The organism is Microbacterium sp. UCD-TDU (assembly GCF_000340625.1).
Taxonomy (GTDB): domain Bacteria; phylum Actinomycetota; class Actinomycetes; order Actinomycetales; family Microbacteriaceae; genus Microbacterium; species Microbacterium maritypicum.
Genome location: NZ_KB454448.1, coordinates 145,881 through 158,965 on the forward strand (window position 1 = coordinate 145,881; position 13,085 = coordinate 158,965).

General features: G+C 68.7%; 12 protein-coding genes and 1 pseudogene. 10 read left to right on the forward strand and 3 right to left on the reverse strand.

The window, feature by feature from the left end; all coding sequences use genetic code 11:
• Position 1: 1 nt before the first annotated feature.
• The 5 genes from D514_RS36070 to D514_RS36090 are packed head-to-tail and all read left to right on the forward strand — an operon-like array spanning position 2 to position 6,101.
• Positions 2 to 826 carry an ABC transporter ATP-binding protein gene (locus tag D514_RS36070; protein ID WP_017831278.1) on the forward strand — a complete coding sequence of 275 codons (825 nt, stop codon included), beginning with the start codon at positions 2 to 4 and terminating at the stop codon, positions 824 to 826.
• Positions 823 to 1,629, forward strand: coding sequence for an ABC transporter ATP-binding protein (locus D514_RS36075; protein WP_017831279.1), 807 nt, complete (start codon positions 823 to 825; stop codon positions 1,627 to 1,629). Before D514_RS36070 ends, D514_RS36075 begins: the two co-directional genes overlap by 4 nt.
• Positions 1,626 to 2,714: an ABC transporter permease gene (locus tag D514_RS36080; RefSeq protein WP_017831280.1), complete on the forward strand. Its 1,089-nt coding sequence runs from the start codon at positions 1,626 to 1,628 to the stop codon at positions 2,712 to 2,714. The genes D514_RS36075 and D514_RS36080 overlap by 4 nt, the downstream gene beginning before the upstream one ends.
• Position 2,715: 1 nt before the next feature.
• On the forward strand, positions 2,716 to 3,855 hold the full coding sequence (locus D514_RS36085) for an ABC transporter permease (RefSeq protein WP_017831281.1): 1,140 nt from the start codon (positions 2,716 to 2,718) through the stop codon (positions 3,853 to 3,855).
• Positions 3,855 to 6,101 carry a glycoside hydrolase family 3 N-terminal domain-containing protein gene (locus tag D514_RS36090; protein WP_017831282.1) on the forward strand — a complete coding sequence of 749 codons (2,247 nt, stop codon included), beginning with the start codon at positions 3,855 to 3,857 and terminating at the stop codon, positions 6,099 to 6,101. Before D514_RS36085 ends, D514_RS36090 begins: the two co-directional genes overlap by 1 nt.
• A 124-nt stretch (positions 6,102 to 6,225) precedes the next feature.
• Here D514_RS36090 and soxR read toward each other — a convergent pair whose 3' ends face one another.
• Positions 6,226 to 6,675, reverse strand: coding sequence for a redox-sensitive transcriptional activator SoxR (gene soxR / locus D514_RS36095; RefSeq protein ID WP_017831283.1), 450 nt, complete (start codon positions 6,673 to 6,675; stop codon positions 6,226 to 6,228).
• 117 nt (positions 6,676 to 6,792) lie between these two features.
• Between soxR and fdxA the strand changes: the two are divergent.
• The 4 genes and pseudogenes from fdxA to D514_RS36110 form a co-directional block, all read left to right on the forward strand.
• Positions 6,793 to 7,095: pseudogene (gene fdxA, locus D514_RS39060) on the forward strand (ferredoxin); the annotation flags it as partial.
• A gap of 179 nt (positions 7,096 to 7,274) precedes the next feature.
• Positions 7,275 to 8,633 (forward strand): FAD-dependent oxidoreductase, encoded by a 1,359-nt coding sequence (locus D514_RS36100; RefSeq protein ID WP_017831285.1) that lies wholly within the window; start codon positions 7,275 to 7,277, stop codon positions 8,631 to 8,633.
• Positions 8,630 to 9,139, forward strand: a complete 510-nt coding sequence (locus D514_RS36105) for a flavin reductase family protein (RefSeq protein WP_017831286.1) — start codon at positions 8,630 to 8,632, stop codon at positions 9,137 to 9,139. The genes D514_RS36100 and D514_RS36105 overlap by 4 nt, the downstream gene beginning before the upstream one ends.
• A gap of 12 nt (positions 9,140 to 9,151) precedes the next feature.
• On the forward strand, positions 9,152 to 9,781 hold the full coding sequence (locus D514_RS36110) for a superoxide dismutase (protein WP_017831287.1): 630 nt from the start codon (positions 9,152 to 9,154) through the stop codon (positions 9,779 to 9,781).
• A gap of 51 nt (positions 9,782 to 9,832) precedes the next feature.
• Here D514_RS36110 and D514_RS36115 read toward each other — a convergent pair whose 3' ends face one another.
• The gene (locus tag D514_RS36115; protein WP_017831288.1) at positions 9,833 to 10,120 is read right to left on the reverse strand and encodes a metal-sensitive transcriptional regulator; all 288 of its coding nucleotides are present in this window, start codon (positions 10,118 to 10,120) and stop codon (positions 9,833 to 9,835) included.
• A gap of 258 nt (positions 10,121 to 10,378) precedes the next feature.
• Between D514_RS36115 and D514_RS36120 the strand changes: the two genes are divergently transcribed.
• Positions 10,379 to 12,025 carry an FAD-dependent oxidoreductase gene (locus tag D514_RS36120; RefSeq protein WP_017831289.1) on the forward strand — a complete coding sequence of 549 codons (1,647 nt, stop codon included), beginning with the start codon at positions 10,379 to 10,381 and terminating at the stop codon, positions 12,023 to 12,025.
• On the opposite strand, the gene D514_RS36125 is transcribed toward D514_RS36120, so the two are convergent.
• Positions 12,022 to 13,029 (reverse strand): LacI family DNA-binding transcriptional regulator, encoded by a 1,008-nt coding sequence (locus D514_RS36125; RefSeq protein WP_017831290.1) that lies wholly within the window; start codon positions 13,027 to 13,029, stop codon positions 12,022 to 12,024. The two genes, D514_RS36120 and D514_RS36125, sit on opposite strands and share 4 nt — an antisense overlap.
• Positions 13,030 to 13,085 lie beyond the last annotated feature (56 nt).

Here is a 13,085-nt window from a genome sequence, read left to right on the forward strand (position 1 = left end):
CATGCCAGATCCCCTGCTCACCGTGCGCGACTTCTCCGTCGTGTACGACGTCGATCCGCCCGTCGAGGCGGTGAAGAACGTCACCCTCGAACTGCAGCGCGGCGAGATCCTCGGCCTCGCCGGGGAGAGCGGATGCGGAAAGACCACCCTCGCCTACGGGGTGCAGCGCCTGCTGCGCGCTCCGGCCGTCATCACCGGCGGCAGCGTGGCCTTCCATGACGTGACCGGCATCGACATCGACATCAACGCTCTGGACGTCGACGCGATGCAGCGATTCCGCTGGGACAAGGTGTCGATGGTGTTCCAGGGCGCGATGAACGCCCTCAACCCCGTCGCGACGATCGGGTCGCAGCTGGAGGACGTGTTCGAGATCCATCGTCCCGACATGAACCGCGCGCAGCGGCGTGCCGAGTCCGAGGAGCTGCTGGAGATCGTCAAGGTCGGACGCCAGCGCATGCGCTCTTTCCCGCACGAGCTCTCCGGCGGCATGCGCCAGCGCGTGATGATCGCGATGGCCCTCGCCCTGCGCCCGCAGCTGATGGTCATGGACGAACCCACGACCGCCCTCGACGTGCTGGTGCAGCGGGAGATCCTCAAGCAGATCTCGCAGCTGCGGCACGAGTTCGGCTTCTCGGTGATCTTCATCACCCACGACCTTCCTCTCCTCTTGGAGATCAGCGACCGGATCGCGATCATGCGCGAGGGCGAGATCATCGAACTCGCGACCGCGGAGCGCATCTGGACGCAGCCCGCGCACGAATACACGAAGACGCTGCTGTCGTCGTTCCCCCGACTCACCGGGGAGAGAGGGGTGCTGGTGCGATGACCACCCTCGAATTCCAAAGCGTCACGAAGGCCTACAACGTCCGCGGCGCCGGCCAGATCAAAGCCCTCGACGATGTGAGCTTCACCCTGACCTCCGGGCAGACGATCGGGCTGGTCGGCCAGTCCGGAAGCGGCAAGTCCACGATCGCGAAGATCCTCACCCAGCTCGAGACCCCGACCAGCGGAGAAGTGCTGCTCGACGGCGCACCCATCCCTCGGCGAGGCAGAGGTCTGCGGAAGTACCGGCAGCAGCTGCGCATGGTGTTCCAGGACCCGTTCGCCTCGCTCAACCCGTACCACTCGATCCGCTACCACCTGGAGCGTCCGATCCGCCTCGACGACGTCGTGCCGAAGCGGGAGACGGATGCCGAGGTGCGCCGACTCCTCGACCGCGTACGCCTGGACGCGGACGCCGTGATCGACCGCCGACCGCACGAGCTGTCGGGCGGCCAGCGGCAGCGGGTGGCCATCGCGCGCGCCCTCGCCTCGCGTCCCTCACTCCTGGTCGCCGACGAGCCCGTGTCGATGCTCGACGTCTCGATCCGCCTCGGTGTGCTGAGCCTGCTCGCCGACCTGCAGCGCGAAGAGGGGCTCGGCGTGCTCTACATCACCCACGACCTCGCCACCGCCCGTCACTTCAGCGACGAGATCATGGTGCTCAACCAGGGCCGCGTCGTGGAGTACGGCGCCGCCGACGACGTGATCCTCAACGCGCAGGACCCGTACACGCGCGAACTGCGATCCGCCTCCCCCGACCCGGACAAGTTCTTCGCACAGGCAACATCGACCGGAGGCGCACTGTGAGCACCGCGTTCCCCCAGCTCGACGACGACGACCTCGTCGCCCGCGACGCCCTCGAGGTGGGCACCACCGCGACCGCGGCAGAACGCGGACGACGGCGCGTGCCATGGCGCTTCTTCGCCGGTCGCGCGGCCTTCTACCTGTTCACGCTCTGGGCGGCCATCACGATCAACTTCTTCCTGCCGCGTTTCATGAAGGGTGATGCGGTCAGCTCGTACCTCGCGCGCAACCGCAGCGTGAGCCCCGAGGCCGAGGCATCGTTGCGCGTCCTGCTCGGCATCGACACCGACAAGTCGATCTGGCAGCAGTACATCGAGTACTGGGGGATGCTGCTGCGCGGCGATCTCGGCATCTCGACGCTGCACGGTCTGCGCCCGGTCGCCGAGGTGCTCGCCGCCGCTCTGCCGTGGACTCTCGGGCTGGTCGGCATCGCGACCATCATCTCGTTCACGATCGGCACCGTCGCCGGAGCGGTCGTCGGATGGAAGCGCGGCAGCAAGCTCGACGCGATCATCCCGGTGACGACGTTCTTCAACACGATCCCGTACTTCTGGCTGGGCCTCATCGCGATCGCGATCTTCTCCTCCACCCTGAAGTGGTTCCCCTCATCGCATGCCTACGACAAGGGACAATCCCCGGAATGGAGCTTCGACTTCATCGGCCAGGTGATCATGCACGGCACGCTTCCGGCCCTGACCATCGTGGTCGCCTCGCTCGGCGGCTGGGTGCTCGGCATGCGCAACATGATGCTGACCGTGCTCGACGACGACTACATCACGGTCGCGCAGGCCAAGGGCATGCCCAACAAGCGGGTGCTCTGGGGCTATGCCGCCCGAAACGCGGTGCTGCCGCAGGTGCAGAGCTTCGCGCTGTCGATCGGGTTCATCGTCGGCGGCACCATCGTCATGGAGATGGTGTTCAGCTATCCGGGCGTGGGCAAGCTCCTGCTCGATGCGACCAACGCCAAGGACTTCGCCCTCATGCAGGGCGTGTTCCTCGTGATCACGCTGTCGGTGCTCGTGGCCAACATCCTCGCGGATGTGGTCTACGCCTACCTCGACCCGCGCACGCGCCAGATGGAGTCCTGACATGACCGTTCCCACCACCGCCCACAGCACGGCGCCCGACGGGTCGGCCGTCGTCTCCGGCATGCCGGAGACCGCCACGCTGCGCACCCCACCCGCCGCCGCCCCGCCGCGCAAGACGTTCTGGTCGCAGCTCGCCCAGGCGTTCGCGATGTTCCGCAACCCCAAGTCGATCGCCGGGCTCATCATCCTCGGGGTGTTCGTGCTCATCGCCATCCTCGCGCCGTGGATCTCGCCGTACGGTCCGACGCAGAAGGACCGCACCGCCCTGCGCCAGCCCCCCTCCTGGGAGCACTGGCTGGGCACGACGCACATGGGGGAGGATGTGCTGAGCCAGATCATCTACGGCACCCGTGGCGTCATCGTCGTCGGCTTCCTCGCCGCCTTCATCGCCACGGTCATCGCAATCACCATCGGCGTGATCGCCGGGTATGTGCGCGGGTGGAAGAGCGAGTCGCTATCGGCGCTGACCAACGTGTTCCTGGTGATCCCCGGCATCCCGCTGATCATCATCATCGCCTCCCAGTTCGAGAACCCGCCGCTGATCGTGATCGCCGCCGTGCTCGGCATCACGGGATGGGCGTGGGGTGCCCGAGTTCTGCGTGCCCAGACGATGTCGCTGCGCAACCGCGACTTCATCCAGGCGGCGCGCGCCAACGGCGAGCCTCTCCGCCGCATCATCACGGTCGAGATGCTGCCGAACCTGATGGCGCTCATCGCCTCGAGCTTCGTCGGGACCGTGACGGCGGCCATCCTCGGTCTCACCACGCTGGCGTTCATCGGGGTGATCCCGGTGAGCAACCTGAACTGGGGCACCATCCTGTTCTGGGCCCAGCAGAACGGTGCGTTCCCGCGTCTGTGGTGGTGGTACGTGCCCGCAGGCCTCTGCATCGCGATCATCGGCGTCGCCCTCTCGCTCATCAACTTCGGCATCGACGAGTACGTCAACCCGCGCCTGCGCTCCGCGGGCGAGCGGGCCAGAGCGATGAAGAAGAAGGGGCTGAACGTGAACGACGCCGTCACGGCCGTCCGCAGCGTGCCCCTGCCCGAGAAGACTCCCGATCCCGTAACCTCGGCGACCTCACCCGACAGTGCCGACTCCCCGAAGACCTCGACACTGAACTCGACCCAGAACACGAAGTGATGACCTCTCAGACTCTGACCACGCAGCTCCCGTACCAGGACCCCGCTCTCTCGATCCCCGAACGCGTGGCCGACCTCCTCAGCCGCATGACGCTGGAGGAGAAGGTCGGGCAGATGCTCCAGCTCGACGCCCGCGACGACCTCGACGACCACATCGCCCGCCGTCACGCCGGATCGATCCTGCACACCTCGCCGGAGCGCATCCTGCGGGCGAACGAGCTGACCGCCCAGACCCGGCTCCGCATCCCGCTGCTGGTGGCGGAGGACTGCATCCACGGGCACTCGTTCTGGCCCGGTGCGACGATCTACCCCACGCAGCTCGGCATGGCCGCGTCGTGGGATTCCGCGCTCGTCGAACGCGTCGCCCGCGCGACCGCCGAAGAGGTCGCGGTGACCGGGATCCACTGGACGTTCTCTCCGGTGCTGTGCATCGCGCGCGACCTGCGCTGGGGTCGCATCGACGAGACCTTCGGCGAAGACCCGTTCCTGATCGGCGAGCTGGCCTCGGCGATGGTGCGCGGCTACCAGGGCGACGGACTCGACGATCCGACCGCGATCCTCGCGACCGCCAAGCACTTCGCCGGGTACTCCGAGACGCAGGGCGGGCGTGATGCGAGCGAGGCCGACATCTCGCGCCGCAAGCTGCGCTCGTGGTTCCTGCCGCCGTTCGAGCGTGTCGCCCGCGAAGGATGCCGCACGTTCATGCTCGGCTATCAGACCACCGACGGCGTGCCGATCACGACCAACGACTGGCTGCTCAGCGACGTGCTGCGCGGCGAGTGGGGCTATACCGGCACGCTCATCACCGACTGGGACAACGTCGGTCGCATGGTGTGGGAGCAGCGGATCCAGCCCGACATCACGCACGCGGCCGCGGCAGCCGTGCGGGCGGGCAACGACATGATCATGACCACGCCGTCGTTCTTCGAGGGAGCGCTGGACGCGGCGGCCCAGGGCATGCTCGCCGACGACGCGTTCGATGCGGCGGCCGCGCGCATCCTCACTCTCAAGTTCGAGTTGGGGTTGTTCGAGAACCCGCGTCTTCCCGGAACCGAGCTCGACGCCGTGGTGGGCAGTGCGGCGCACGCCGAGCTGAACCTCGAGGTCGCCCGACGCTCGCTCGTGCTGCTCGAGAACGACGGTGTGCTGCCGCTCGATCCCACGGCGGCGCTGAAGGTCGCCGTGACCGGGCCCCTCGCCGACGATGCCCAGACACAGCTCGGCGACTGGGCAGGCGGCTCCGGTCAGGCGGGCTGGCTCGACGGCCAGCCCCGCGAGATGATCACGACCGTGCTCGACGGTCTGCAGTCGGTCCACGGCTGGACCGTCACGCACGCCCGCGGCGCCGACATCCTCACGCTCGAAGAAGACCCGCAGGGGCCGTTCTTCCCCGACAAGCAGCCGCGTCCGCCGGTGGTGAAGGCCTGCGAGCCGGATGCCGCGCTGATCGCGGAGGCCGTCGCCGCGGCATCCGACTCCGACGTCGTCGTGGCGGTCGTCGGCGACCGGATCGAGCTGGTCGGCGAAGGGCGCTCCACCGCGACGCTCGAGCTCATCGGCGGGCAGAACGCCCTGATCGATGCGCTCATCGCGACCGGCACGCCCGTCGTGATCGTGCTGCTCGCCTCGAAGCCGCTCGTGCTCCCGGCCTCCGCGTCGAAGGCCGCCGCCGTGATCTGGGCGGCGAACCCCGGCATGCAGGGCGGACGCGCACTCGCCGACATCATCTCCGGCGCGGCCGAGCCGTCGGGACGCCTGCCGATCTCGTTCGCGCGCCACGTCGGCCAGCAGCCGACCTATTACAACCAGATCCGCGGACAGCACGGCGATCGCTATGCCGACCTCACGCAGTCGCCAGCCTGGGCATTCGGCGAGGGCCTCTCGTACACGACCGTGGAGTACTCCGACCTGTCGCTCGAGGCGACTTCGCTGGGGGAGTCCGGGACCATCGTCGGCCATGTCACGGTGTCGAACACCGGGGAGCGGTCCGTGCGCGAGACCGTGCAGGTGTACGTGCGCGACTCCGTGACGAGCGTGAGCTGGACCGACAAGGAGCTCAAGGCCTTCCGTCAGGTCGACCTCGCTCCCGGCGAGTCCGCGCGCGTGCGGGTGGAGCTGCCGGTCGCCGACTGCACCATCGTGGATGCCGCAGGCAACCGCATCGTCGAGGCCGGCGCCTTCGAGCTGCTCGTCGGCCCCAGCTCCCGCGACGAGGCTCTCCTCTCCGCGGACTTCGAGGTCGCCTGACCTGTCGTAGTCCTGCCCCGCCGAGACCCACGCCCCTCGCCGAGACCCACTGCCGCCGACGTCTCCGGCGATGGGTCCCGGCGGCGAGCGTGGGTCTCGGCGATAGCGACGCGGCGACGAGGGGTCAGTCCTGCAGGCGCTGGGGGCCGGCGCCGTGGGTGCCCAGGGCGTCGTCGGGGTTGAGCAGGCCGCACGCCTTCATCGACAGGCAGCCGCACCCGATGCATCCGGTGAGTTCGCGTTCGAGTCGTTCGATGCCCTCACGGCGCTTCTCGAGTTCGCGCTTCCAGCGCCTCGAGGCCCGCTGCCAGTCGGCGTGGCTCGGAGTCTCGGTCAGGGGCACGTCGGCGAAAGCCGTCTGCACGTCGGACAGCGGGATGCCCAGGCGCTTGGCGACCGTGATGAGCGAGACGCGGCGCAGCATGTGCCGGGCGTAGCGGCGCTGGTTCCCGGGGGTGCGGGTCGAGGCGATGAGGCCGAGCGACTCGTAGAAGTGCAGAGCGGAAGCGGCGACTCCGGTGCGCCTGGTCATCTCGCCGATCGTCAGCGGCTCGTCGGGTGCGTGCGGACTCATCCCGGTGCCTTCCTCGATTTGACCTCAAGTATACTTGAGGTTTTACGGTTGTCAGGTGGCCCCGATACGGGCCGAACGACCGAACGAGGACAGCGTGACCCGAACGAAGACCCCGCGATGACCTATGTGATCGCTCTGCCCTGCGTCGATGTGAAGGACAAGGCCTGCATCGACGAGTGTCCCGTCGACTGCATCTACGAGGGTGAACGGTCGCTCTACATCCACCCGGATGAGTGCGTCGACTGCGGTGCCTGCGAGCCGGTCTGCCCCGTCGAGGCCATCTACTACGAAGACGATCTGCCCGACGAGTGGCAGGACTACTACAAGGCCAACGTCGAGTTCTTCGACGAGATCGGCTCTCCCGGAGGCGCCGCGAAGACGGGGATGCTCGCCTTCGACCACCCGATCATCGCCGCGCTCGCNTGCCCCGTCGAGGCCATCTACTACGAAGACGATCTGCCCGACGAGTGGCAGGACTACTACAAGGCCAACGTCGAGTTCTTCGACGAGATCGGCTCTCCCGGAGGCGCCGCGAAGACGGGGATGCTCGCCTTCGACCACCCGATCATCGCCGCGCTCGCGCCCCAGGGAGAACACGCATGACCGTCGCCGAACCCCGCATCGCCATCGTCGGGGCTGGCCCTGCGGGCATCTACGCCGCCGACATCCTGCTCGGCCGCGTGCCGAACGCATCGATCGACCTGTTCGAGAAGCTGCCGGCGCCCTACGGCCTGGTCCGCTACGGTGTCGCCCCCGACCATCCGCGCATCCGCAAGATCACCGATGCGCTGCACGAGGTGCTCGTGAACCCGCGCATCCGGCTGCGGTGCAACGTCGAGATCGGTGTCGACGTCGGGATCGGCGAGCTGCGTGCGGCGTACGACGGGGTGATCGTGGCGACGGGGGCAGATCTCGACGTCGCCCTCGACATCCCCGGCATCGACCTGCCCGGATCCTTCGGCGCGGCCGATTTCGTCGCCTGGTACGACGGGCACCCTGATGTGTCGCGCACCTGGCCGCTCACGGCGGAGTCGGTGGCGGTGCTCGGTGCGGGCAACGTCGCGCTCGACGTGACGAGGATCCTCGCCACGCACGCCTCGGCCCTGAGCCACACCGACACTCCGGATGCCGTGCTCGATCAGCTCGCGGCCAGCCCGCTGCGCGACGTGCACCTGTTCGCCCGTCGGGGTCCGACCGACGTGCGGTTCTCGGCCATGGAGCTGCGTGAGCTCGCCGAGCAGGACGACGTCGACGTGATCGTCGACCCGGAGGAGCTCGCTCTCGACGAGCACGCCGAGCGGATGGTCGCCCAGTTCTCGCAGCGCCGCATCATCGTGCGCACCCTGACCGAGTGGGCGGCCCTCGATCCGGCGAGCCGCACCGCCTCGCGCCGCATCCACCTGCACATGCGGCAGCGCCCGGTGCGACTGCTCGGCTCCGACGCCGTGACGGGCATCGAGATGGAGCGCACCGCCTCCGACGAGCTGGGCCGGATGGTCGGCACCGGGCACCTGCTGCGCTACGACGTCGGGGCGGTCTATCGTGCCGTGGGCTACCGCTCGACCCCTGTTCCCGGGATGCCGTTCGACGGCGATCTCGGCGTCGTGCCGCACGTCGAAGGACGCGTCGTGGACGCGGAGGGTGCACCGATCCCGCGACTGTACGCGACCGGCTGGATCAAGCGTGGCCCGGTCGGGCTGATCGGCTCGACCAAATCGGACGCCGCACAGACCATCGGACATCTCGTGGACGACCTCGACGCCCTGGAGCGCGAAGCCCGCGACGACGACCCGATCGCGCATCTCACCCACGCCGTCGACTTCGACGGGTGGCTGCGCATCGATGCGGCCGAGCGCAGCGCCGGTGCCGACCGCGGTCGGGAGCGGACCAAGCTCGTCGAGCGCGAGGAGATGCTGATGCATGCGAAGCACCAACAGATGATGGAGGCCGGCCGATGACCGCGACACCCGTACCCACCCCGATCGGCGAGGCGCTCAAGGCCGCGTTCCGCACGCACCCCGCCGGCGTCGCGATCATCACCGCGAGCACACCCGAGGGTCCGGTCGGTCTCACGGCCTCGAGCGTCGCCTCGGTGGCGGTCGACCCTGCCGCGATCGTGTTCTCCGTGACCCGTGCGACCGGTTCCGCCGGGGCGATCCTGGGGGCTGCGACCTTCGTGGTGCACCTGATCGACGACGAGCACGCCGACCTCGCGCAGAGCTTCGCCGTGAGCGGCTCCGAACGATTCACGCCCGAGCAGGGATGGGCCGCACTGCCGACCGGAGAACCTCATCTCCCCGAGGCCAGGGCGGCGCTGCGCTGTCGGACGATCCAGACCGTGGCGGTCGGCTCATCGACCGTCGTCATCGCCGAGGTCATCGACGTGGTGGCAGGGCCGACCGGCCGCCCGCTCGTCTACCTCGACCGCCGCTTCCACGCCCTTCCGAACGACACCCACCACTGAAAGGAAGACGTCATGTCCACTCTCTACACGCTCCCTGAGCTGCCCTACGACTACTCGGCCCTCGAGCCGCACATCTCGGGCAAGATCATGGAGCTGCACCACTCCAAGCACCACCAGGCCTACGTGACCGGCGCGAACACCGCACTCGAGCAGCTCGCGACCGCCCGCAGCGCCGGCGACCTCGCGAACGTCAACAAGCTCGAGAAGGACCTCGCGTTCAACCTCGGCGGCCACATCAACCACTCGGTGTTCTGGCAGAACCTCTCGCCCGAGGGTGGCGGCGCCCCCGAGGGCGAGCTGGAGGCCGCACTGGTCGACGCGTTCGGCTCGGTCGAGGCCTTCCGCGCGCACTTCACCGCGACCGCGCTCGGCGTGCAGGGATCGGGCTGGGCAGTGCTGGCGTGGGACAGCGTCGGAGCGCGCCCCGTGATCTTCCAGCTGTTCGACCAGCAGGGCAACGCCCCGCTCGGCGTCACCCCGCTGCTGCAGCTGGACGTCTGGGAGCACGCGTACTACCTCGACTACCTCAACGTGCGCGCCGACTACGTCAAGGCGTTCTGGGAGCTCGTGAACTGGCCCGACGTGCAGCGTCGCTTCGAGGCGGCCCGCACGGCGACGAAGGGTCTCATCGTCGCGAGCTGACCGAGATGCACGGCCGGCCGCGAGTATCTGCGCGACCGGCCGTGCTCGCGATCACGCGAGGGAGAGGAAGAGCTTCTCCAGTTCGGCCATCGACACCCCACCGGTGTCGGTGGCCGTCACCGTCTCCGCCTCCGGGTCTGTCAGACAGTCCTTCATGGCGGAGGCGATGATCTGGAAGCCCGCCTTGTCGAGCGCCGAGGTGACGGCGGCGAGCTGTGTGACCACTGCGCGGCAGTCGCCTCCGCTTTCGACGGCGGCGATCACGGCCCCGAGCTGTCCCTGCGCGCGCTTGAGTCGATTGACGATCTTGCGCTGAGTCTCGGCGTCTGCGGATGACATGTTCGCTCCCTGAGTGTCGGCTGGACTTCTCACTATACCCCCTGGGGTATAGTGAGACTCAGATACCCGTGGGGGTATCGGTGAGGAGTCGAGAACAATGTGCCGAGCAGTCCGTTGCAAGACCTGTGGCAAGACGACCTGGGCGGGGTGCGGTGAGCACGTCGATGATGTGCGGCGAACGGTTCCCGCATCGCAGTGGTGTTCCGGGCACCCGAAGGAGCAGACGCAGGGCGGATTCTTCTCACGGATGTTCCAGCGATGACGTCCGCCGCACCGCTCACGGTCGTCATCGTCGGCGGTGTCGCCGGGGGCATGTCCGCGGCTGCGCGCCTGCGCCGGCTCGACGAGCACGCGCAGATCGTCGTCTTCGAACGCGGACCCGAGGTCTCCTACGCGAACTGCGGGCTCCCCTATTACGTGGGAGGCGCGATCGCAGAACGCGAGTCGCTGCTCCTGCAGACGCCCGCGTCGCTGCGCAGCCGCTTCCGACTCGACGTCCGCGTGCGTCACGATGTGGTGCGCGTGGACACCGCCCAGAAGGTGGTCGAGGTCATGGACCTCGACACCGGGCGTCGCTTCACGCAGCCCTACGACACACTGATCCTCGCCACCGGCGCGCGCCCGCGGCGGGATGAGCCCCTCTCCGACGTCCCCGTCCGCAGTCTGCGCACCGTCGAAGACGCAGACGTGATCGATGCGTCGCTCTCGCGCCCCGGAGTGCCGGTGGTGGTTGTCGGCGGTGGCTATACGGGCCTGGAAGCGGTCGAGAACCTCGTCGCACGGGGAGCGTCGGTCACCCTCGTGCAGCGAGGTCCCCACCTGCTCTCTCCTCTCGATGCGGAGATGGCCGCCCCGATCGCCGCCGAGATCCGTGCGCGCGGTGTCGACGTGCGCCTCGGCGTCGAGGTCGCCACGGCGGGGAGCGGCGCCGTCACGCTCAGCGACGGGTCGACGGTCGCCGCGGAACTGATCATCGATGCCTCCGGCGTCGTACCGGAGACGGCGCTGGCGGAGGGCGCCGGCATCCGCCTCGGTGAGACCGGCGGCATCGCGGTCGATTCGATGTGCCGGACGAGCGCGCCCGACGTGTTCGCTGTGGGAGACGGCGTCGAGAAGCTCGAGCTCGTGGGCGGCGACACGGCTCTCATCACCATGGCCGGCCTCGCCAACCGACACGGCCGCATGGTGGCCGATCTCATCGCGGGGCGGACCGAGACGGTGCGACCCGCACTCGGCACCGGGATCGTCCGCGTGTTCGGGATCGCCGCGGCGAAGGTGGGGTGGAGCGAACGGCAGCTCCGGGCGGCGGGGCGTGAGTTCTACGTCGTGCACGTGCACCCCGGATCCCATGCGGGGTACTACCCCGGTGCCGAGACGCTGTCGATGAAGCTGCTCGCCGACCCTGGATCCGACGCCATCCTCGGGGTGCAGATCGTCGGGCGGGACGGTGTGGACAAGCGGATCGACGTGGTGGCGACGGCCATGCAGGCCGGCATGTCCGCGGCCGAGCTCGCGCATCTCGAGCTCGCCTACGCGCCGCAGTTCGGCTCGGCGAAGGATGCGGTGAACATCCTCGGCTACGTCGCGGAGAACACCCGCACCGGCACCACTCCGACGATCCAGTGGCACGAGCTCGAGGCCGCGCAGGAGGCGGGAGCGACCTTGATCGACGTGCGCTCGCCCGCGGAGTTCGCGGGCGGGGCGATTCCCGGGGCCCTCAACGTGCCGGTCGACGAGCTCAGGGATCGGCGGGACGAACTGCCGGACGGGCTCGTCGTGGTCCACTGCCAGGTCGGACTGCGCGGGCACATCGCCACCCGGATCCTCCGGCAGCACGGTGTCGACGCGCGCAACCTCGACGGCGGCTATCGCACCTGGCGCGACGCCACCCTGCTTCGCGGCTAGAGCAGGCGCGCGGTCGTCCCCCGCACGTTCAGCTCGTAGGGCAGCGCCGAGGGGATGTGCACGGCATCCGGGGTGGCGAGCTTTGCCAGCACGGCATCCGCTGCCCGCTCTCCCTGTCCGAGCGGGAACTGATCGACCGTGGTCAGGCGGAAGAACTCGCCGAGCTCGTGCCCGTCGATGCCGACGATCGACAGCTCCTCCGGCACGCTGAAGCCGAGGTCGCGAGCCGCGAGCAGGGCCCCGATGGCCATCTCATCCGACGCTGCGAACACCGCGGTCGGGCGGGGTCCCGGGCGTCCGAGCAGCTGCTTGGCCGCCCGGTATCCGCCCTCGACGGTGAAGTCTGCTGGTTCGAGGAAGGCATGGTTCAGGGGGAGGCCGGCCTTCGCCAGAGCCTTCTCGAAGCCCAGGCGGCGGTTGGTCGGGATGTGGAAGTCGATGTCGAACTCGGGGTTCGCCCCGATGTGCGCGATGTCGGTGTGGCCGAGGCTGATCAGGTGCTCGGTCGCCAGCTGCGCGACCGCGACGTCGTCGACCGTGAGGGTGTCGAGCTTCGGGTTCGGACCGCCGATCGCGATCACGGGAAGCCCGAGGTCGAGCAGGTACTGGGTCTCGTCCTCGTCGAGCTCGATCGACACTGCGATCACGGCATCCACGCGCTGCCGACGCAGGAACGTGTCGAACACGTGGCGGCGCACGTCCTTGTCGGCGGTGATGTTGTACAGCGTGATGTCGTAGCCCGCGCGCATGAGAGCGGCGGAGACGCCGGAGAGCACCGTGCTGAAGAACCACCGGTCGAGGAAAGGGACGATCACGCCGACGTTGCGGGTGCGACCGGAGGCCAGGCTCGACGCACGCGACGAGACGACGTAGCCGAGCGACTGCGCCGCGGCCTGCACCCTCTCCTTCGCGGACTCGGACACATGGCCGCGTCCGCTCAGCGCGCGCGAGACGGTCGCGGTGGAGACTCCGGCGAGCCGGGCGACCTCATCGATGCTGGCCATGTGTTCCTTCTCGAAAAGTGCTCCGGCCGCGATTCCTGTCGCCTCACGAGGGAGTG